The sequence below is a fragment of the Streptomyces sp. S186 genome, assembly GCF_051603415.1.
In the GTDB taxonomy this organism is placed as follows: domain Bacteria; phylum Actinomycetota; class Actinomycetes; order Streptomycetales; family Streptomycetaceae; genus Streptomyces.
Genome location: NZ_CP193932.1, coordinates 5,497,573 through 5,516,992, shown reverse-complemented (window position 1 = coordinate 5,516,992; position 19,420 = coordinate 5,497,573). Strand labels below are relative to the sequence as shown.

At 73.0% G+C, this 19,420-nt stretch carries 18 protein-coding genes; 4 read left to right on the top strand and 14 right to left on the bottom strand.

From position 1 onward, the window contains the following. Positions 1 to 42 precede the first annotated feature (42 nt). The 3 genes from nadD to ACRAS8_RS23675 form a co-directional block, all read right to left on the bottom strand. The gene (gene nadD, locus ACRAS8_RS23685) at positions 43 to 654 is read right to left on the bottom strand and encodes a nicotinate-nucleotide adenylyltransferase (RefSeq protein WP_438488006.1); all 612 of its coding nucleotides are present in this window, start codon (positions 652 to 654) and stop codon (positions 43 to 45) included. Between the two features lie 53 nt (positions 655 to 707). Continuing rightward, on the bottom strand, positions 708 to 869 hold the full coding sequence (locus ACRAS8_RS23680) for a hypothetical protein (RefSeq protein ID WP_018538031.1): 162 nt from the start codon (positions 867 to 869) through the stop codon (positions 708 to 710). A gap of 133 nt (positions 870 to 1,002) precedes the next feature. Continuing rightward, positions 1,003 to 1,152, bottom strand: a complete 150-nt coding sequence (locus ACRAS8_RS23675; protein WP_221904675.1) for a hypothetical protein — start codon at positions 1,150 to 1,152, stop codon at positions 1,003 to 1,005. A gap of 130 nt (positions 1,153 to 1,282) precedes the next feature. On the opposite strand from ACRAS8_RS23675, the gene ACRAS8_RS23670 reads away from it, so the two are divergent. Next, positions 1,283 to 2,386: a M48 family metallopeptidase gene (locus ACRAS8_RS23670; RefSeq protein WP_438488005.1), complete on the top strand. Its 1,104-nt coding sequence runs from the start codon at positions 1,283 to 1,285 to the stop codon at positions 2,384 to 2,386. On the opposite strand, the gene ACRAS8_RS23665 is transcribed toward ACRAS8_RS23670, so the two are convergent. The 5 genes from ACRAS8_RS23665 to proB all read right to left on the bottom strand — a co-directional run bounded on the left by ACRAS8_RS23665 (position 2,349) and on the right by proB (position 7,446). Next, positions 2,349 to 3,473, bottom strand: coding sequence for a hypothetical protein (locus ACRAS8_RS23665; RefSeq protein WP_438488004.1), 1,125 nt, complete (start codon positions 3,471 to 3,473; stop codon positions 2,349 to 2,351). The genes ACRAS8_RS23670 and ACRAS8_RS23665 overlap by 38 nt on opposite strands. A gap of 59 nt (positions 3,474 to 3,532) precedes the next feature. Next, positions 3,533 to 4,150, bottom strand: coding sequence for a hypothetical protein (locus ACRAS8_RS23660; protein WP_438488003.1), 618 nt, complete (start codon positions 4,148 to 4,150; stop codon positions 3,533 to 3,535). 85 nt (positions 4,151 to 4,235) lie between these two features. After that, positions 4,236 to 5,504, bottom strand: coding sequence for a glutamate-5-semialdehyde dehydrogenase (locus ACRAS8_RS23655; protein WP_438488002.1), 1,269 nt, complete (start codon positions 5,502 to 5,504; stop codon positions 4,236 to 4,238). A 103-nt stretch (positions 5,505 to 5,607) separates the two neighbouring features. Then, entirely contained in the window at positions 5,608 to 6,105 is a 498-nt protein-coding gene (locus tag ACRAS8_RS23650) for a hypothetical protein (protein WP_438488001.1), read from the bottom strand. A 216-nt stretch (positions 6,106 to 6,321) separates the two neighbouring features. Continuing rightward, a complete protein-coding gene (gene proB, locus ACRAS8_RS23645; RefSeq protein WP_438488000.1) occupies positions 6,322 to 7,446 on the bottom strand; it encodes a glutamate 5-kinase in 1,125 nt (374 codons plus the stop codon). Between the two features lie 357 nt (positions 7,447 to 7,803). Here proB and ACRAS8_RS23640 point away from each other — a divergent pair, with 357 nt between their 5' ends. Beyond that, a complete protein-coding gene (locus tag ACRAS8_RS23640; RefSeq protein WP_438487999.1) occupies positions 7,804 to 9,891 on the top strand; it encodes a hypothetical protein in 2,088 nt (695 codons plus the stop codon). A 30-nt stretch (positions 9,892 to 9,921) separates the two neighbouring features. Here ACRAS8_RS23640 and obgE read toward each other — a convergent pair whose 3' ends face one another. The 6 genes from obgE to ACRAS8_RS23610 form a co-directional block, all read right to left on the bottom strand. Continuing rightward, positions 9,922 to 11,358 (bottom strand): GTPase ObgE, encoded by a 1,437-nt coding sequence (gene obgE / locus ACRAS8_RS23635; protein ID WP_438487998.1) that lies wholly within the window; start codon positions 11,356 to 11,358, stop codon positions 9,922 to 9,924. 198 nt (positions 11,359 to 11,556) lie between these two features. Then, positions 11,557 to 11,814: a 50S ribosomal protein L27 gene (gene rpmA, locus ACRAS8_RS23630; RefSeq protein WP_221904684.1), complete on the bottom strand. Its 258-nt coding sequence runs from the start codon at positions 11,812 to 11,814 to the stop codon at positions 11,557 to 11,559. Positions 11,815 to 11,828: 14 nt separating this feature from the next. Continuing rightward, positions 11,829 to 12,149 carry a 50S ribosomal protein L21 gene (gene rplU, locus ACRAS8_RS23625; RefSeq protein ID WP_018538042.1) on the bottom strand — a complete coding sequence of 107 codons (321 nt, stop codon included), beginning with the start codon at positions 12,147 to 12,149 and terminating at the stop codon, positions 11,829 to 11,831. Between the two features lie 246 nt (positions 12,150 to 12,395). Continuing rightward, complete coding sequence (locus tag ACRAS8_RS23620) at positions 12,396 to 16,145, bottom strand: Rne/Rng family ribonuclease (RefSeq protein ID WP_438487997.1); 3,750 nt, start codon at positions 16,143 to 16,145, stop codon at positions 12,396 to 12,398. A 215-nt stretch (positions 16,146 to 16,360) separates the two neighbouring features. Continuing rightward, positions 16,361 to 17,188, bottom strand: coding sequence for a TIGR03936 family radical SAM-associated protein (locus ACRAS8_RS23615; protein ID WP_438487996.1), 828 nt, complete (start codon positions 17,186 to 17,188; stop codon positions 16,361 to 16,363). A 353-nt stretch (positions 17,189 to 17,541) separates the two neighbouring features. After that, positions 17,542 to 18,072, bottom strand: coding sequence for a GNAT family N-acetyltransferase (locus tag ACRAS8_RS23610; RefSeq protein ID WP_438487995.1), 531 nt, complete (start codon positions 18,070 to 18,072; stop codon positions 17,542 to 17,544). Positions 18,073 to 18,517: 445 nt separating this feature from the next. Here ACRAS8_RS23610 and ACRAS8_RS23605 point away from each other — a divergent pair, with 445 nt between their 5' ends. Continuing rightward, on the top strand, positions 18,518 to 18,691 hold the full coding sequence (locus ACRAS8_RS23605; protein ID WP_438487994.1) for a hypothetical protein: 174 nt from the start codon (positions 18,518 to 18,520) through the stop codon (positions 18,689 to 18,691). Between the two features lie 412 nt (positions 18,692 to 19,103). Beyond that, positions 19,104 to 19,418, top strand: a complete 315-nt coding sequence (locus ACRAS8_RS23600; protein ID WP_438487993.1) for a DUF1330 domain-containing protein — start codon at positions 19,104 to 19,106, stop codon at positions 19,416 to 19,418. Positions 19,419 to 19,420 lie beyond the last annotated feature (2 nt).

Below are 19,420 nucleotides of genomic sequence, written 5' to 3'. Positions count from 1 at the left end.
GCGCCCCTTTCCCTCTGCCCCGTCAGCTTTCCGTCTGCCCCGTCAGCGGTCGTCGCGGTACAGCTGCTTTTTGTCGATGTAGCGCACCACACCGTCCGGTACGAGGTACCAGACCGGATCCCCCTGGGCGACGCGCGCCCGGCAGTCGGTCGAGGAGATGGCCAGCGCGGGCACCTCGACCAGGGACACCGCCCCCTCGGGCAGACCGGGGTCCGCGAGGACATGGCCGGGCCGGGTCACCCCGATGAAGTGGGCGAGCGAGACCAGTTCCGCCGCGTCGTGCCAGGTCAGGATCTGGCTGAGCGCGTCGGCGCCGGTGATGAAGAACAGGTCCGCGTCGAGGTGTTCCGCCCGCAGATCGCGCAGCGTGTCTATCGTGTACGTCTTGCCGCCGCGGTCGATGTCGATACGGCTGACGGAGAACTGAGGGTTCGACGCGGTCGCGATGACCGTCATCAGATAGCGGTCCTCGGCCGGCGACACCTTCTTGTGGCTCTTCTGCCACGGGTGCCCGGTGGGCACGAAAACGACCTCATCGAGGTGGAACTGGCTGGCCACCTCGCTGGCGGCGACCAGGTGTCCGTGATGGATCGGGTCGAATGTGCCGCCCATCACGCCCAGCCGCCGCTTCACGGGCCCTGTGTGCTCTCCCATGCGTGCAGACCCTACTTGGCGGGACGCGGTCCCGGCTGCCGGGTCCGGAAGGCTCAGCGGTCGCGGTTGAAGCGGGTGGTGATCCAGAGCAGGAGAAGCAGGATGAAAAGGGCGCTGCCACCGGTGAGGTAGGGGCTCAGGCTTTCGTGCTGGCCGCCCTTCTGCCCGGCTTCGGCGAGGGTGACCAGGGACTGTGCGGCAGAGTGCAGGCTCATCGTTGGCGGACCAATCCGGGCGGGGTTCGGACAAGGCTTTCCGCCACATCGTAAGCGCCACGTCACCGCGGGCTCACGCCGACTCCTCCTCGAAGGCGTCCGGCCGGCGTCACGGCCCCGTCCCGGCCGGGTGTCAGTCCTGGTTGCCGTAGCCGCGCAGCAGAATCCAGGCGAGCAGCGCGGCGCCCAGCACACCGACGATGATCACGGTGCGCAGGATCCAGCCGGGGCCGCTGTCCCTGGAGGTCTCGGCGACGGCGAGCAGCAGGCTCGGATGCGGCATGACGATGGCTCCCTTTTCTGCGGGCCTGGCGGGCATTGGTCCGCTCGCCAGCGTACGCCCGGGCATCCATTCGGCTGTCAGTGGCGTCCTCTAGGCTGAATCACACGCAGTCGAACAGGGGGAGGCCCCAATGACGGAGAGCCCAGGCGGCGACGCGAACGTACCGGGCCGGAACCGCAGGCGGTTCCCCGGGATCTCGTCGCGGTCCTACGAGCACCCGGCGGATCGCTCGGCGCTGGTCGCGCTGCGCAAGCTGAGCGGGTTCGACACCGTCTTCAAGACGCTCAGCGGTCTGCTGCCGGAGCGCAGCCTGCGGCTGCTCTTCCTGTCGGACTCGGTCCGCGTCGGCGACCAGCAGTTCGCCCACCTCCACGCGATGCTGCGCGACGCCTGCTACATCCTGGACCTGGAGAAGGTCCCGCCGATGTACGTCAATCAGGACCCGCAGCCCAACGCCATGTGCATCGGCCTGGACGAGCCGATCATCGTGGTGACGACCGGCCTGGTCGAGCTGCTCGACGAGGAGGAGATGCGGGCCGTCATCGGGCACGAGGTGGGCCACGCCCTCTCGGGGCACGCGGTGTACCGCACGATCCTGCTGTTCCTGACCAACCTGGCGACGAAGGTCGCCTGGATCCCGCTCGGCAATGTCGCGGTCATGGCGATCGTGACGGCGCTGCGCGAGTGGTTCCGCAAGTCGGAGCTGTCGGCCGACCGGGCCGGCCTGCTGGTCGGGCAGGACCTCCAGGCGTCGATGCGCGGCCTGATGAAGCTGGCCGGCGGCAACCATCTCCACGAGATGAACGTCGACGCGTTCCTCAAGCAGGCGGAGGAGTACGAGTCCGGCGGCGATCTGCGCGACTCCGTACTGAAGATCCTCAACGTCCTGCCGCGCAGCCACCCGTTCACCACCGTCCGCGCCGCCGAGCTGAAGAAGTGGTCCGAGAGCCGCGACTACCAGCGCATCATGGACGGCCACTACCCGCGCCGCGACGAGGACAAGGACGCCTCGGTCTCGGACTCCTTCCGGGACTCCGCGGCGCACTACGCCGATTCGGTGCGCACCAGCAAGGACCCGCTGATGGGTCTGGTGCGCGATATCGCGGGCGGTGCCGGGGACTTGGGCGGCAAGCTCCGTGACACCGTCTTCGGCTCGCGTTCCCAGGGCGCCGGGGGCTCCGGGGGCGGGGACGGCGCTAGCGGATCGGATGGCCCGGGGTCGGCTGGGAAGTAGCCGAAAGCCGGCCGCAGAGCGAGGCGTTGGCCCGGCCCCGGGCGTAGGGGTCGGTGCCGGCGGGCCGGTCGGGGCCGGCGTGCTGCCCGGCGAGCAGCGGGTGCAGCATGCCGGCCGGGTCGGCGGAGCAGCTCAGCGGCCCGGCCTGGAGGCTGCTCTGCACGACGGACAGGCGGTGGTCGGCGAGGTCGTCCCGGCCGATCCGGAAGTGCAGTTCGCGCCGGACGGTGACGAGCGAGGCGGCGCCCGGCGTCGGTGTGCCGGTGTGCTGCCCGGCGGCGTCCCGCGGGGCTCCCGGTGCCGGCTGGACGGCGTAGACGAAGGTGTAGTCGGCGAGCACGTCGAGGGTGTCGGCGCTCACCTCCGTGGCGCTCAGGGTGCCGTCGACGCGGACGTCGCGGTCGGCGAGCGTGAGCTGCTTCGGGTCGAAGCGGACGAGCCAACCGGTCGCCGCGTCCCGGCCGTTGTCGTCGGGGTGCGCCAGGCTCCGGTCGAACTGGTCGAGTTGACCGGTGTCCAGCAGCAGTCTGACGGGGCGCACGGCGCCACCGGTGAGGGTGGCCGGGTCCACCGACGAGCGGACGAGGTAGTCCTTGGCGATGCTCAGAGCGGTGACGATCTGGCCGTCGGAGAAGTGCGCGGTGCGCTGGACGGTGGGGAGGTTGATGCCGGCCGCGCCGATGCGGTAGCCAGCGGCCGGGCTGTGCGCGAAGAGGTCCGCGGGGGTCGCTCCCGGGACGGTGCCGAGCGGTGCCAGCGGCACCACCGAGGACCGCAGCGGCTGGGGCGGGGTGGGCTCGGGGGCCTTGTACGGGTGGCGTATGCCCAGGTAGACGGCGGTGCCGAAGGCCAGCACGATCAGCAGCACCAGGAGGGCCGCCTGGCGGGAGCCGCCCGGCCGCAGCCAGGCGCGGCGGGTCTTCACCGCCGGTGCGTGGTGCTCGCCCAGTCGCTCGTCGGCGGAGAACTCCTGCAGTCGCGCCGCGCGGACGAACCGCTCGTCGAAGACCACGGATCGGTACTCGTCGTCACCGCCTCCCGGGTCGCCGTCGGGCGTCCCTTCGGGAGGGTCACCAGGCCCGGTCATACAACAAGGGTAGGTCTGACGGGGCCGGCGTAAACGCCGGAGGACGCCGCGATTTCGGGTCAGTGCGCCCCGGAGCCCGCGGAGAAGGACGGGCGCGGCGGCCCGGCGGGGGCGCCGGGGGTGGCCACCCCGGGGCGAGGCGTGCCGAGGGCGTCCCGGCCGCTCTTGGGGGGCGTGCCGGAGGCCGGGGCGTCGACGCCGGTGGAGCTCGCCGGGGCGGGGCTCTGGGTGCGGCCGGCGGCGCCGCGGTAGACGGCGCTGAAGGCCAGCGCGACCAGTCCGACGCCCATCACCACGGCCAGCACCCAGGCGATGGGGCGGTGCCAGCGGGCGGCGCCGCGGTAGGGGCGCAGGGAGCCGCCGTAGGGGCCGTAGGGGTCGTCCGGGCCGAAGCCGTCGCGGTCGTCGGGGCGGTCGGCGAGAGCGTCGTAGTCGTAGTCGTCGTCCGGGCCGAAGCCGCCGCCGGGGCGGGCGGCCGCCTCGGCCTCGGCGCGCGCCTCGGCGGCGGCGAGCATGCGCTCGACCGCCGAGGGTTCGTGAATCGTCGCGGCCCGTACGAAGTCCTCGTCGAAGACCACGGATGCGAACTCCTCGTCCGCTCGTCCGTGGCTCCCGTGGTGGTGCTCGTCGGGCTCTTCGCCGTCCGGGAACGGCGTGCCCCCCGTCTCGTCCGGCACCCGTCCAGAGTAGCCCCGGCGGGGCTTTTTGGGCAGGGAGGGAAGCGGCCGGACAGGGGCGTGAACGGGGCCGTGCGCGGGGGGGTCAGCGGGTGTGGCCGTCGCCCGTGACGATGTACTTGGTGGACGTCAGCTCCGGCAGTCCCATGGGGCCGCGGGCGTGCAGCTTCTGGGTGGAGATGCCGATCTCGGCGCCGAAGCCGAACTGGCCGCCGTCGGTGAAGCGGGTCGAGGCGTTGACCGCGACCGTCGTGGAATCCACCAACTGGGTGAACCGGCGTGCGGCCGCCTGCGACCCGGTGACGATGGCCTCGGTGTGGCCGGAGGACCAGCGGCGGATGTGTGCCACCGCGGCGTCGAGGTCGGGCACCACGGCGGCGGCGATGTCGTAGGAGAGGTACTCGGTCGCCCAGTCCTCGTCCGTGGCGGGGGCGACGAGGCCGGGGCCGGCCTGCTGCCAGGCGGCGTCGCCGTGCACCACCACGCCGGCCTGGGTCAGCGCCTCCAGGGCGCGCGGCAGGAACTTCTCGGCGATCCCGGCGTGCACCAGCACCGTCTCGGCGGCGTTGCACACGCTGGGGCGCTGGGCCTTGGAGTTGACCAGGATGTCGATCGCCATGTCGAGGTCGGCGGCCTCGTCGACGTACACATGGCAGTTGCCGGTGCCGGTCTCGATGACCGGGACGGTGGACTCCTCGACGACCGTACGGATCAGGGCGGCGCCGCCGCGCGGGATCAGCACGTCGACCAGACCGCGGGCGCGCATCAGCTCGCGCACCGAGTCCCGGCTCTCACCGGGCACCAGCTGGACGGCGTCGGCCGGCAGCCCCGCGCTCTCCACGGCGCCGCGCAGGACGTCCACCAGCGCGCTGTTGGAGGCGTACGCGGAGGACGAGCCGCGCAGCAGTACGGCGTTGCCGGACTTGAGGCAGAGCGCGGCGGCGTCGACCGTCACATTGGGCCGGGCCTCGTAGATGATCCCGACGACGCCGAGCGGGACCCGGACCTGCCGGAGGTCGAGGCCGTTGGGCAGGGTCGAGCCGCGCAGCACCTCGCCGACCGGGTCGGGCAGCGCGACGACCTTGCGGACGTCGTCGGCGATGGCGGCGATCCGCTCGGGGGTGAGGGTGAGCCGGTCCACGATCGACTCGGAGGTGCCGGCGGCCCGGGCCTTCTCGACGTCCTGGGAGTTGGCCGCGACCAGGGCGCCGGTCTGCGCGACCAGGGCGTCGGCGATGGCGAGCAGCGCCCCGTCGCGGGCCGTGCGCGGCAGCGGGGCCAGGGAGGCGGCCGCCTCCCTGGCGCGGCGGGCGGTGTCGAGGACGGGCGAGGACTGGGATGCACTGCTGGTCATGGCCGCAGCCTAACGCCGCGCCGGGCGGTGGCCGTGCCGGATTCCACAGAGCGGGACGCCGGTCGCACCGGCGGTGCGGCCTGTGGACGGCTCCGCGGGCGGGTCAGTACGGATGGACGCCGACCGGCGAGGCCGGCGGCGGACCGTAGCCCTCCGCGACGCGCTGGTGGTAGGTCTCCCGGTCGATGACCTCCAGGCCGACGATCTCCCAGGGCGGCAGCTTGGCCGTCGAGCGGTGCTCACCCCACAGCCGGAGCGCGACCGCCGCCGCGTCGTGCAGGTCCCGGGCCTCCTCCCAGTAGCGGATCTCGGCGTGGTCGTTGGCGTAGCGGCTGGTCAGCAGGAAGGGGTGGTCGTGGGCGAGCTGTTCGAGCGCCCGGCGGACCTCCTTCAGCGGGGCCTCGGCGCCGGAGACGCTGAGGGTGACGTGCCACAGCCGGGACGCCTCCCGGCGCTCGGCCTCCCGCGGCCGCGGTGCCGTCCGCTCCCGCTCCGCCCGCCGGCCGTCCTCCGGCCGGGCGGTGCTCGCGGCGGTCCCGACGCTGGTCAGTGCGCGCTCCGCCGTCCCTCGGGCCGGAGCCCCTGGGCGCCCTCGTGTCACCGGCGGCCTCCTGTGATGCGAATCGCTCCGTCCCCCCGGGGGGCGGAGCCGACTGGTGCGGTCGTCCTTCGGCGTCTGCGCTCGCGTACTGCGGCGCCCCTCAACAAAGTTGACCAGTCCGCGGCGGCTCGCGGGGCGGTTTTGCCGAAGGTCCTCGGTGAAGGGCTGATGAAGGCCGGTCCCGTACGGGACGGCGCCGGCGCTCCTCGGGGCGGGTCAGTGGTGCAGCAGCACCAGGTCGTCGCGGTGCACGACCTCGCGCTCATACGCCGGTCCGAGCTCGCGGGCCAGATCCCTGGTGGAACGACCAATCAATCGGGGGATTTCGCGGGCGTCGAAGTTGACGAGCCCGCGGGCGACCGCGCGGCCGCCGGCGTCCCGCAGCTCGACCGGGTCCCCGGCGGAGAACTCGCCCTCCACGGCGGAGATCCCGGCCGGCAGCAGCGAGGAGTTCCGTTCGACGACGGCCCGCACGGCGCCGTCGTCCAGGACCAGGGCGCCCTGCGGCGTGGAGGCGTGCGCCAGCCACAGCAGCCGGTCGGCGGAGCGGCGGCCGGTGCGCAGGAAGTGCGTGCCGGTGTCGGCGCCGGCCAGCGCGTCGGAGGCGTGCACGGCGGAGGTGAGGACGACCGGGATGCCGGCCGCGGCCGCGATCCGGGCCGCCTCCACCTTGGTGACCATGCCGCCGGTGCCGACGCCGGACCTGCCGGCGCTCCCGATGGAGACACCCGCCAGGTCGCCGGGGCCGGTGACCACCGCTATCCGGGACGTCCCGGGGGTGGACGGGTCGCCGTCGTAGAGGCCGTCCACGTCGGAGAGGAGGACCAGCAGGTCGGCGCGGACGAGGTGGGCGACGAGGGCGGCCAGCCGGTCGTTGTCGCCGAAGCGGATCTCGTCGGTGGCGACGGTGTCGTTCTCGTTGACGATCGGCACCGCCCCCATGGCCAGCAGCTGGTCCAGGGTGCGGCAGGCGTTGCGGTAGTGGGCCCGGCGGCTGGTGTCGTCGGAGGTCAGCAGGACCTGGCCGACGCGGCGGCCGTAGCGGGCGAAGGAGGCGGTGTAACGGGCGACCAGCAGGCCCTGGCCGACGCTGGCGGCGGCCTGCTGCCGGGCGAGGTCACGGGGGCGGCGCTCCAGCCCCAGGGGGGCGAGGCCGGCGGCGATGGCCCCTGAGGAGACCAGCACGATCTCCTTGTCCTGGTGCTTGGCCAGGACGTCCACCAGGGCGTCGACCCGGTCCGCGTCCAGTCCCCCCGCGGCCGTGGTCAACGAGGACGAGCCGATCTTCACCACGATCCGGCGGGCGTCTTCCACGTCCTGCCTTGCCCCTGCCACCTGCATACCCCTGTGCTCGCGAACCCTTGGCCGTACGGGAACCCGTACAGCCGCAATCTACGGCAGCGCACCGTTCCGACGCTCCGCCATATCGCCTGGCGGACGCGCCGGCGGACATCCGGGGCCGGCAAAACCGCGGCAGGGCGTAAATAACTAAGACGGTTATTGACACTCGAAGGTTGCGTTCGCTTGGTCCGTTTCGCGGCGAAGAGCGCCACAGCAGATTGTCACCAAGGGCAACAAGGTCATACGGTCGGGTGTCCGTCGGTCCCGTTTCGTCGCTTCGGCGGTGTCGCAGCGCGGGACCTGGCCGCCGCCCCCGGCCTCCCCCCATGACCTTTCTGCTGCCAGGAGCCCTCGCCCGTGCCTTCCGCCGGAATCGCCCCCAGACGAGCCGTCCAGCTCGCGGCGCTCTTCGCGATGATGGTCGCGTTCACCGCCCAGCTGCTCGGCGCGCTGCTGTCCGTCATTCCGCTGTTCATCGCAGCGTCCGTGGTCAACCTGGTTCTTGACCTGGTCCTCCAGCACCAGCAGCCCGCCCTGCTCGCCCTGCTCGGCCGGATCCGCTTCGATGTGACGGTGCGTCAGCTACTGCGGGACATGCTGATGCTGGTCGGTCTGCTGCACATCGACGGGATCAACCCCCTGGAGGAGCAGGCCCCCCTGACCATCACTCTGCTCGCCTTCTACGGCACCCACTTCGTGTGCCAGGCGGTCGCGGTCCTGGTCCGCCGCTCCCGGAGCCTGCCGCTCGTCACCCGCAACATCGACGCCGGCGCGCTGGGCCTCACCGACGCCCCGCCGCGGCTGCTCTACCGCCAGACGGGCCGGCGGCTGCTGCGCTTCTCGGTGCCCACCACGGCCGGGATAATGGTCACCGCGATCACCGGCAACGCCTTCTGGGGCGGCGTCGGCATCAGTATCGCGCTGCTGCTCTCGGCCGGCGGCACCCTCTACCTCAGCACCTGGCTGCTGCCCCACAAACAGGTCGTCGGCGAACAGCGCGCCCTGGAATGGCTGGACCGCTGGCTGGCCGCCTACCGGCCGACGGTCGGCATGTACTTCTCCGGCGGCGCCGCCTCCGCCTACCAGGCCAACATGTGGCTCGACACCCTGGCCGGGCTGGACGGCCGGCCGATCATCGTGCTCCGCGAGCGGTTCATGGTGCAGAAGATCGAGGCCACCGACATCCCGATCGTCTGCATCCCCAAGGTCTCCCACCTGATGCGGCTGGAGCACTCCACCCTCAAGGTGCTGCTGCACCCGGCGAACTCCGGCAAGACCTCGCAGATCCTGCGGATCCCCTCCATCAAGCACGCCTTCATCAACCACGGCGAGAGCGACAAGCTCTCCTCCTGCAACCCGTACGCCAAGGCGTATGACGAGGTGTGGGTGGCCGGCCCGGCGGCCCGGGACCGCTACCAGCTCGCCGACATCGGCATCGAGGACAAGGACGTCGTCGAGGTCGGCCGCCCCCAACTGGCGCCGATCCGGCCGTACGAGGGCCCCCCGGTCGGCCGGTACACCACCGTGCTCTACGCGCCCACCTGGGAGGGCTGGGACGGCAACCCGGGCAACACCTCGGTGATCCTGGCCGGCGAGAACATCGTCCGCGCCCTGCTCGCCGACCCCTCGGTCCGGCTGCTCTACAAGCCGCACCCGATGACCGGTTCGGTGGACCCGCGGGCCGGCGCCGCCAGCCTCCGCATCCAGGCGATGATCGCCGCGGCCAACGCGCGGCGCGGCGGCCCGCGGCCCGGCCCCGAGACCGCCGCCGAACTCGACCGCCGCACCGCCGAACTCGACCGGCTGACCACCGCCGACTTCCGCAAGAGCGCCGACGAGCTGGAGCGGATGCGGCTCCAGAGCACCCCCGAGGAGGGCCGCGCGGCCGCCGTCGAGGCCGCGGTCACCGCCTGGGAGAAGGCGTACTGGAACTCCTTCCCGGAGTGGGAGCACCGTGTCGTCGTCACCGCGCGGCCTGGCATCTTCGCCTGCTTCAACGAGGCGGACCTGCTGATCAGCGACGTCTCCAGCGTGGTCTCCGACTACCTGACCAGCGAGAAGCCGTACGCGGTCGCCAACACCTCCGGGCTCGACGAGGACGACTTCCGGGCGCAGTTCCCGACCGTGCGGGCGGCCACCATCCTCGCGCCCGACGCGGCCGGGGTGCCCGCGCTCCTGGAGGCGGTCCGGCATCCGGAGCGGGACGGCCTGGCCGCGGCCCGCGCCGAACTCAAGGAGCAGCTGCTCGGCCCGTCCGACCCGCCGTCGGCGGTCCGCTTCAACCAGGCCGCGCTGGAGCTGTGCGCCAGGGCCGACGAGCGGCGGCGGCGGATGGAGAAGCGGCTCTCGGGGATCCCCGTCCAGCGCGCGCAGCGGCCCGCATCCGCCGCCGGGACGGCCCGGCCGGGCACCGACGGCGCCCCGGACGCCCCTGCCGCGGTCTAGCCCGCAGCGGGGCGCTCAGGGGCCCCGCGGCTAGAAGGGCGAGAAGCCGTCGTAGTCGCGCTGTGCCTCGTCGCGGGCCGCGTCGCGGTCGCGGCGGCGCTGGGCGGCCGGGCGCGGCGCGTCGAAGCGGTGGTCCTCGCCGCGGCGGCCGAGCATCTCCGCGCCGGCCGACAACGACGGCTCCCAGTCGAAGACCACGGCGTCGTCGTCGGAGCCGATCGCCACGCCGTCCATGGCGCGGGCGCCCGCCTTCAGCAGCTCGTCCTCCACGCCGAGGCGGTTGAGCCGGTCGGCCAGATAGCCCACCGCCTCCTCGTTGTTGAAGTCGGTCTGGCGGACCCATCGCTCGGGCTTCTCGCCGCGGACGCGGAAGAGGCCGTCGGCCTCCTTGGTGACCGTGAAGCCCGCGTCGTCCACCGCCTTGGGGCGGATCACGATCCGGGTCGCCTCCTGGACCGGCTTGGCGGCACGCGCCGTGGCGACGATCTCCGCCAGCGCGTACGACAGCTCCTTCAGGCCCTGGCGGGCGACCGCGGAGACCTCGAAGACGCGGTAGCCGCGCGCCTCCAGGTCCGGGCGGATCATGTCGGCGAGGTCCTTGCCGTCCGGGATGTCGATCTTGTTGAGGACGACCACCCGCGGCCGGTCCCCGAGGCCGCCGTACTGGGCCAGCTCCTCCTCGATGACGTCGAGGTCGGAGACCGGGTCGCGGTCCGACTCCAGCGTGGCGGTGTCCAGGACGTGGACCAGCACCTCGCAGCGCTCGACGTGCCGCAGGAACTCCAGGCCCAGGCCCTTGCCCCGGCTGGCGCCCGGGATCAGACCGGGGACGTCGGCGATGGTGTAGACCGTCTCGCCCGCCGTCACCACGCCGAGGTTGGGCACCAGCGTCGTGAACGGATAGTCGGCGATCTTCGGCTTGGCGGCCGAGAGGACCGAGATCAGCGAGGACTTGCCGGCGCTCGGGTAGCCGACCAGCGCGACGTCCGCGACGGTCTTCAGCTCCAGCACGATGTCCCGGGCCTCGCCGGGCTCGCCGAGCAGGGCGAAGCCGGGGGCCTTGCGGCGGGCCGAGGCCAGCGCGGCGTTGCCGAGGCCGCCGCGGCCGCCCTGGCCGGCGACGAACCGCGTGCCCTGGCCCACCAGGTCGGCCAGCACCTCGCCGTTCTTGTCGAGGACGACGGTGCCGTCGGGCACCGGCAGGACCAGGTCCTGGCCGTTCTTGCCCTCGCGGTTGTCGCCCGCGCCCGGCTGGCCGTTGGTGGCCTTGCGGTGCGGGTGGTGGTGGTAGTCGAGGAGCGTGGTGACGTCCTGGTCGACGACCAGGATCACATCGCCGCCGCGGCCGCCGTTGCCCCCGTCGGGGCCGCCGAGCGGCTTGAACTTCTCCCGATGGACGGAGGCGCAGCCGTGGCCTCCGTTACCCGCGGCGACGTGCAGCTCGACGCGGTCCACGAAGGTGGTCATGGTGGGGATGCCTCCAGATCAGCGGGGTTGTCTGCGTACCGCGGGATGGCCGCGGACGCCGGGGATGCCGCGCCTGCCGCGGCTGTGTCTTCTTCGTCTACTTCACAACGCGCCAAGGGCGGACCGGTCTTCCCGCTTCGCGCGGAAAGAGGCGGTCCGCCCCTGACGTGCTGTCGACGTGCGTCGTTCCGGGCCGAATTACTCGGCGATCGGGACGATGTTCACGACCTTGCGGCCGCGGAAGGTGCCGAACTGCACCGCACCGGGCTGCAGGGCGAACAGGGTGTCGTCGCCGCCGCGGCCGACGCCGTTGCCCGGGTGGAAGTGGGTGCCGCGCTGGCGGACCAGGATCTCACCGGCGAGGACGGCCTGACCGCCGAAGCGCTTCACACCGAGCCGCTGAGCGTTGGAATCGCGACCGTTCCGAGTGGACGATGCGCCCTTCTTGTGTGCCATGTCTCCTCAGTCCCTTACTTCGCCGGAGCGTCGATGCCGGTGATCTTCAGCGCCGTGTGGAGCTGGCGGTGGCCGATCCGCTTCTTGTAACCGGTCTTGTTCTTGTACTTCTGGATCCGGATCTTGTCGCCCTTGTGGTGGTCCACGACCTCGGCCTGGACCTTCACGCCGGCGAGGACCCACGGGTCGCTGGTGACCGCGTCACCGTCGACGACCAGCAGCGTGGAGAGCTCGACGGTGTCGCCGACCTTGCTGGTGGAAATGCGGTCAACCTCGATGACGTCGCCAACAGCAACCTTCTGCTGGCGTCCGCCGGTGCGCACGATCGCGTACACGCGGAACTCTCTCTCGCTAGGTAACGGATCCTCTGATGCCAGCCGCTCTCACGGGCTCAGGGACGTCCCGTGGAATCCGACCCGTGGACCACGGGTGGGACGAGCGGCCTCCCTCGGCGTGGCCGAGAGGTGTTTGCTCAGAAGGGGTGGTGCCACACAGACACCGACGGTCAAGGTTACGGGGCCTCGACCAGGGGGTCAAACCGGCCCCGGACCGCCTCGCGACGGTCCGGGCCCGGGCACTGCTCAGTCCTCCGCGGGAGTGGACGCCGACGCGGCCGTGGCCTTCTTGGCCGCCGTCTTCTTCGTCGTCGTCTTCTTCGCGGTGGTCTTCGCGGTGGTCTTCTTGGCCGTGGCCTTCTTGGCGGTGGTCTTCTTCGCCGCCGTCTTCTTGGCCGTGGTCTTCTTCGCCGCGGCCTTCTTGGCGGTGGTCTTCTTCGCCGCCGCCTTCTTCGCGGTCTTCTTCGCCGCGGGCGCCGGCTCGACACCCTCGGCGGCCTCGGCGGGCTGCTCGGGAGCCCCGGCGGGGGCCTCCGCGGCCGGCGTGCCGACCACGATCGTCCCCGCCGCCTCGTCCGCGGCCTCCGGCGAGCCCGCCGGAGCGGACACCCGGCGGGTGGCCCGGCGACGCGGACGCGGCGGTGCGGGCTCGGCTGCAGGGGCGGTCTCCGCCGCCGGCGCGGGTTCGGCGACCGGCTCCGGCGCAGGCTCCGGCTCGGCTGCCGGGGCGGCCGGCACCACGATCGCGGCGGCCTCGGCGGCCTTGGGCGCGCCGGCCGGTGCCGTCGCCTTCCGGCTGGCCCGGCGGCGGCCACGGCTCCGGCCCGTCGCGGCGGCCTCGGCCTCCGCGGCGCTACCGAACCACTCGTCGGTGCCGTCCACCGACGGCTGCAGCTGGGCCTCGGTCACCGCGACCGGCTCCAGCTCCGGCAGCGGCTCCTCCGCCGGGGCGGCGACCGCCGGCACGGCCTCGGCCGCGACCTCGACCGCCTGCTCCGGCTGGGCACCGTTCGCGCCCGCCTTGCCCTTCTTCTTGCGCTTGCCGCCGACGGCCGACGGCTGGTCCATGTGGACGATCACGCCGCGGCCGTTGCAGTGCACGCACTGCTCGGAGAACGACTCCAGCAGGCCCTGGCCGACCCGCTTGCGGGTCATCTGGACCAGGCCGAGCGAGGTGACCTCGGCCACCTGGTGCTTGGTCCGGTCCCGGCCCAGGCACTCCAGCAGGCGCCGCAGCACCAGGTCCCGGTTGGACTCCAGGACCATGTCGATGAAGTCGATGACGACGATGCCGCCCAGGTCGCGCAGCCGCAGCTGGCGCACGATCTCCTCGGCCGCCTCCAGGTTGTTCCGGGTGACGGTCTCCTCAAGATTGCCGCCCTGGCCGGTGAACTTCCCGGTGTTGACGTCGACGACGACCATGGCCTCGGTCTTGTCGATCACCAGCGAACCGCCGCTGGGCAGCCAGACCTTGCGGTCCAGCGCCTTCATCAGCTGCTCGTCGATCCGGTACGTCGCGAAGACGTCGACCTCGGAGGTCCACCGCTGCAGGCGGTCGACGAGGTCCGGCGCGACGTGCGAGACATAGCCGTGGATGGTCTCCCAGGCGTCGTCACCACTCACGATGACCTTGGAGAAGTCCTCGTTGAAGATGTCGCGGACGACCCGGACGGTCATGTCCGGCTCGCCGTAGAGCAGGCTCGGCGAACTGGTGGAGGACGCCTTGGCCTTCTTCTGGATCTCCTCCCACTGCGCCTGCAGCCGCTCCACGTCCCGGCGCAGCTCGTCCTCGCTCGCGCCCTCCGCGGCGGTGCGGACGATGACGCCCGCGTCCTCAGGAACGATCTTCTTCAGGATCTGCTTCAGCCGCGCCCGCTCGGTGTCGGGAAGCTTGCGGCTGATACCCGTCATCGACCCTTCCGGGACGTAGACGAGGTAACGGCCGGGCAGCGAGACCTGGCTGGTCAGCCGGGCACCCTTGTGACCGATCGGGTCCTTGGTGACCTGGACCAGGACGGACTGGCCGGACTTCAGCGCGGTCTCGATGCGGCGCGGCCCGTTGGCCATGCCCAGCGCCTCGAAGTTGACCTCGCCCGCGTACAGCACGGCGTTGCGGCCCTTGCCGATGTCGACGAAGGCGGCCTCCATCGACGGCAGGACGTTCTGGACCTTGCCGAGGTAGACGTTGCCGACGTAGCTGGTGGCCTGCTCCTTGTTGACGAAGTGCTCGACGAGGACGTCGTCCTCCAGCACGCCGATCTGGGTGCGCTCGCCGCTCTGGCGGACCACCATCACCCGCTCGACGGCCTCCCGGCGCGCCAGGAACTCCGCCTCGGTGATGATCGGCACCCGGCGGCGGCCCTGCTCACGCCCCTCGCGGCGGCGCTGCTTCTTGGCCTCCAGGCGCGTCGACCCCTTGATGGACTGGACCTCGTCGGAGGGCTCTTCCTTCTTGCGGGGCTCGCGGACCTTGACGACGGTGCGCTCCGGGTCGTCGGTGTGGACGCCCTCGGCCTCGGCGGTCTCGCCGCTGCGCCGGCGGCGGCGCCGGCGACGACGGCTGCTGCTGGTGCCGGACTCCGGCTGCTCCTCGGCGCCCGGCTCCTCGCCCTCGGCGGCCTCCTCGGCCGGCTCCTCGCCCTCGGCAGCCTCGGGCTGCTCCTCGGCGCCCTCGGCCGCCTCACCGCGGCGGCGACGACGGCCGCCCCGGCGGCGCCGGCGCGAGGGACGGTCGCCGTCCTCGCCGGCCCCGGCCTCGGCCTGCTCCTCCTCGGGCTCCTCGACCTCGGCGGTCTCGGCAGCCTCCGCGGCCTCCTCCGTCACGGTCTCCTCGACCTGCACGGGAGCCGTCGCGGCGGCCTCGGCCGGCTCGCCGCGGCGCCGGCGACGGCGGCGCGGGGCACCCGCCGGCGCCTCCTCCGGCGTCTCCGTGGTCACCTCCGCCTCGCGGCGGGCGGCGTGCTCGGCGGCGGCGCTCTCGGGGGTCTGGAACATCGGCTCGGCGAAGACCGGGGCCTGGAAGACGGCCGTCGGCGGCCGCTGCGCCCGGCGGCGGCCACGCGCCGGTGCTTCGGCGGCCTGCTTCTCCTCGGCCTGCGGCGCGGGCGCCTCGGCGGCCGCGGGCTCCGCGGGACGCTCGGCACGGCGGCGGGTCCGGCGGCGCGGCGCCTCGGCCTCGGCGGCCGGCGGCTGCTCGGCGGCGGGTGCCTCGGCCGCGGGCTCCGCGGCGGCCGGAGCGGTCGCCTTACGGGTCGCCCGGCGACGCGTACGGGCCGGACGCGGCTCCTCCTCGGCGGCGGGCGCCGCGACGGCCTCGGCCGCCTCCTCGGCTTCCTCGTCCGCCGCCTCTTCCTCGGCGGCCGGCGTCTCGACGACCGGCTCCGGGGCGGCCGACGGAGCGGTCGCCTTACGGGTCGCCCGACGACGCGTACGGGCCGGACGCGGCTCCTCCTCGGCGGGAGCGGCCGGGGCCTCCACCGCGGCGGCGGGCGCTTCGACCGCCTCCGGGGCGGCGCTCTCCTCTGCGGCGGCCCGCGGCGCGCCGGCCGGAGCGGTGGCCTTACGGGTGGCCCGGCGGCGGGTGCGCGCCGGACGCGGCTCCTCCTCCGCGGCGGCGGCCGGAGCCTCCTCGACGGCGGCAGCAGCCGGGGCCTCGGCGGCCTCGGGCGTCTCCGCGGACGCGGCGGCGCGCGGGGAGCCGGCCGGGGAGGTGGCCTTGCGGGGCGCCCGGCGGCGCGGGCGGGCCGGCTTCTCCTCGTCGGCGGCGGCCTGCGGCGCGGCGGGCGCGGTGTCGGCCGTACCGGTGGCGTCGGAGCCCTCGGCCGGGCGGTCGGTGCTCACCACGGCGGCCTCGGCGGCGCCGGCCGGCGGACCGGCCGGGCGGGACGCCGCGCGGCGCCGGCGGCGCGGCGGCAGCGTGTCGCTGGGCGAGTGGTTGTTGTCGCTCTCGCGGTCCGTGGGCCGCGAGGATTCGGTGGGCTCAATAGCTTCGAGCATGCGGGCGGTTCTCCCGTCACGCTCCCGGGCGCCGCGCCTGCTTCCGGCCGCGGTCCGCGCGCTGGGCGCGGTCCCGCCGTCCGGGGCGCGTGCGCCGCACGGGAGCTGTCGTCTCGCTCGCCGGGCCCGGGGTCCGGACCGGCGAAAGTCTCCTGGTCAGTGCGTCCGCCGGACCGGGGTGGCGCCCTGGCTGATCGGCGACGCGACGACGCGTCCTACGCAGTGCCGTCCCCGGAAGTGGCCGGGGAGGCCCCGCCCTGCACCGTCGCGGTACTCAGCCCGGCGGCCGCGGTTGGGGCGGCCGTGGCAGCGTCGCGGTCGGGCGCCAGCGGGTCGGTCACCGTGCCGGTCTCCTCATCGAGCAGCCCCTGCGCCAGCCTGGTCACCGCTGCGGGGACCGGCGGCGCCAGGTCGGCCGTAACCCGGAGGCCGGACAGGACGTCGTCGGGTCGAACGGCAGGTGTCAGATGCCGAACAACCAGCCGCAGTATCGCACAGGCATTGCCGTCGGGCCTATCGCCCTGAGCGGGGCCCGCGCTGTTGCCCTCCGCCGGGGCGGCCTCCAGACGCGCGACCGCGGCCCGGGCGTCGAAGGTCCGCATGCCGTTCTTGGTGCGGCGTTCGACCGGCACCTCCTCGGCGGCGAGGAACGCCTCGACGGCGCGCCCGGCCTCCTCGGGGGCGACCCCGTCGAGCCGGATCTCCCACACCGACGCCTGGAGCCGGTCGGCGAGACCGCTGGTACGGGCCTCCACGGCGTCGGTCACGTCGAGACCGGGGGGCAGGGAGGCGTCGAGCAGTGCGCGGATCGTCTCCGGGTCCCGGTGCTCGGCGAGCTGGATCTCCAGGTACTCGGCCTCGCTGCCGGTCCCGGTGGGCGCCGCGTTGGCGTACGACACCTTGGGGTGCGGGGTGAAGCCCGCCGAATAGGCCATGGGGACCTCGGCGCGGCGCAGGGCCCGCTCGAAGGCGCGCTGGAAGTCGCGGTGGCTGGTGAACCGGAGGCGGCCGCGCTTGGTGTAACGCAGTCGGATGCGCTGCACCGCCGGTGCGGGCGGCGGGCCTTCGGGCTGTCGCTTGCCCAGTGTTACTTCTCCTTGGTGTCAGGGCGCGGCTGGCGCCGCCCCGTCCGGACCGTCCCCGCGTGGGCGCGGACATCGGGCCCGGACGTCTCTGCCTAGAGTACGTGCCACGGCCTCGGACGGTTCCCGGCGGGGCGCCGGGGCCGGGTGCCACGCCCCTGTCCGCGACCCCGTCCGTCCCGGGAAATCCATTCGGACGGGTGGGCCGGCAGCGTCCCGGACACCCACGCCGAAGCGCAGGTCCTACAGCCGAGGCGCGGGCTCTACAGAGGTCACGCGGCTCCTACAGAGGTCACGCGGCGGCCGTGCCGAGATCACGCCGAGATCCAGTACCGAAGCTTCTCCGCCCGGCGGTCCTCGAAAACCCCGCCGCACTCCTCGATCACCCGGCGCGAGCCGGTGTTGGTCTCGTCGCAGGTCACCAGCACCGGCTCGATGCCCAGCCGGTGGGCGTACGGCAGCACGGCGCGCAGCATCGCGGTGGCGTGGCCCCGGCGGCGGGCGGTGGGGCGCACCGCGTAGCCGATGTGGCCGCCGAACTCGCGCAGGGACGGGGTGAGCCGGTGCCGGACGGTGATCCGCCCCAGGTACTCCGTGCCGTCCACCCACCAGAACGTGGTCATCGGCACGGGGCCGTCGGGCCGCTCGTCCGTGGCGACCCCGCCGACCTGGCGGACGTAGGCGGCGAATCCCTCGGCGGACTGCCAGCGCGGGTGCCAGGTCCGCAGGTCGCGACCGAGGCCGGAGTGCGGGGAACGGTGCACACCCTCGGCACGGAACTCCGCCATAGCGGCCAGGAACGAGGCATGAACACGGATGGTCGGTGCACTCAGTAACGGTGTCATGCCGGTAACGCTGCCATGCCGGCCATTGTGCGGGCCGCCGCGCGACGGGAACGGCCGCGGTACGTCACCGGCCACGACCTCCAACCGCATCCGGGCGGCCATCAACCACGAAGCCCTCGAACAAACACGAAGCCCCCGAAAGGGTCGCCGAGGGAGTCTCCACTCAGCCCGGCCAGGACGCGGCCCTGGACATCGAGAACCGACAGCCACCACGCCACCGAGACAGCCCGAACTCACCTGACACGCTGGCGAGTTGCCGACGCATCACGTCGAGGCCCGCCGCCTGGACGCCAAGGTCGACCAGCACCAGGTGCGTGGCATGCCTCACGCAAACAGACCAGCTCTTTCCCGGCAAACTCGGCCAAACGGATACCGTTGTATCCATGCGCAGCTCCTGGCCCGCCTGACTTCAGGCGCGCCAACTCCCGTCAAGGAGGAACAAGCCATGACGCATCTTCGTCGAATAACGACCCTCGCAGCGGCAATTGCCATCCTGACCCTCGGACTCATCGCACCCGCCCAGGCCCGCCCCCTCGGAGGCGAAGGCGACGGCGACTTCCTCCACCTCCACATCCACGGGCACTGTCCCCCCATCATCGGCTGCCTCATCTCCCTCTAGCGACGACAGGGCAACTCCTGAGGCCACCCGACCGCCCGGGCCGCCCGTCCACCCGAGCGAGCGCTCCGCTCAACTGGGCCACGTCACCGCAGAGTTCACGGACGCCACAGAGTTCACAGCCGCCACCGGGATCCGCTGTCGCCGCGAGCCACGCAAGCACTGGTCCGTCTTTTCCTGACCGGATCGGGGCGCCCGGGGCATACGAGTTCCGCCGCGCGGCCGTACCGTGCCGCACCCGCAACTGCCGTCACCGCCGCGCGGGTTCCGGCAGTACACGGGTGAAGCGGCGCAACGTCCACGCCTGCCCTGTCGGCGCCGGAACCATCGGGAGGCCCTGATCTTCCGGTGCGTTTCGCGAATAGTCTCTAGTCGTGACATCAGCACGCGCCGCGCCCTGAGGACGGGGGACCTCATGCCCGCTTACGTCATCGTCAACGTCGATGTCCTGGACGAGGAGGCCGGCCTGGCCTACGCACCCGTGGCCCAGGAGTCCATCCTCAGCCACGGTGGCCGTTACCTCGTCGCGGGCCCCACGCCCGAGCCGGTCGAAGGCACCTGGGATTCCTCCCGTTTCATGGTCATCGAGTTTCCCGACATGGACCGGATCCGGGAGTGGTACGACTCCCCGGAGTACCGGCGCGCCCGGGCGATACGGGAGGGCAAGGTCCGGGTGGGGATGCTGTTCGTCGAGGGCGCGTTGCCCGAGGGCTTCTCGCTCCCGGCCTAGGG

What these genes read in the sequence shown, in the direction of transcription:
- ACRAS8_RS23680 (WP_018538031.1), bottom strand. Translation starts at nt 869, where the DNA reads ATGAGCCTGCACTCTGCCGCACAGTCCCTGGTCACCCTCGCCGAAGCC.
- ACRAS8_RS23600 (WP_438487993.1), top strand. Translation starts at nt 19,104, where the DNA reads ATGCCCGCTTACGTCATCGTCAACGTCGATGTCCTGGACGAGGAGGCC.
- ACRAS8_RS23670 (WP_438488005.1), top strand. Translation starts at nt 1,283, where the DNA reads ATGACGGAGAGCCCAGGCGGCGACGCGAACGTACCGGGCCGGAACCGC.
- obgE (WP_438487998.1), bottom strand. Translation starts at nt 11,358, where the DNA reads ATGACCACCTTCGTGGACCGCGTCGAGCTGCACGTCGCCGCGGGTAAC.
- ACRAS8_RS23675 (WP_221904675.1), bottom strand. Translation starts at nt 1,152, where the DNA reads ATGCCGCATCCGAGCCTGCTGCTCGCCGTCGCCGAGACCTCCAGGGAC.
- ACRAS8_RS23620 (WP_438487997.1), bottom strand. Translation starts at nt 16,145, where the DNA reads ATGCTCGAAGCTATTGAGCCCACCGAATCCTCGCGGCCCACGGACCGC.
- ACRAS8_RS23605 (WP_438487994.1), top strand. Translation starts at nt 18,518, where the DNA reads ATGACGCATCTTCGTCGAATAACGACCCTCGCAGCGGCAATTGCCATC.
- ACRAS8_RS23665 (WP_438488004.1), bottom strand. Translation starts at nt 3,473, where the DNA reads ATGACCGGGCCTGGTGACCCTCCCGAAGGGACGCCCGACGGCGACCCG.
- ACRAS8_RS23655 (WP_438488002.1), bottom strand. Translation starts at nt 5,504, where the DNA reads ATGACCAGCAGTGCATCCCAGTCCTCGCCCGTCCTCGACACCGCCCGC.
- proB (WP_438488000.1), bottom strand. Translation starts at nt 7,446, where the DNA reads ATGCAGGTGGCAGGGGCAAGGCAGGACGTGGAAGACGCCCGCCGGATC.
- nadD (WP_438488006.1), bottom strand. Translation starts at nt 654, where the DNA reads ATGGGAGAGCACACAGGGCCCGTGAAGCGGCGGCTGGGCGTGATGGGC.
- rpmA (WP_221904684.1), bottom strand. Translation starts at nt 11,814, where the DNA reads ATGGCACACAAGAAGGGCGCATCGTCCACTCGGAACGGTCGCGATTCC.
- ACRAS8_RS23610 (WP_438487995.1), bottom strand. Translation starts at nt 18,072, where the DNA reads ATGACACCGTTACTGAGTGCACCGACCATCCGTGTTCATGCCTCGTTC.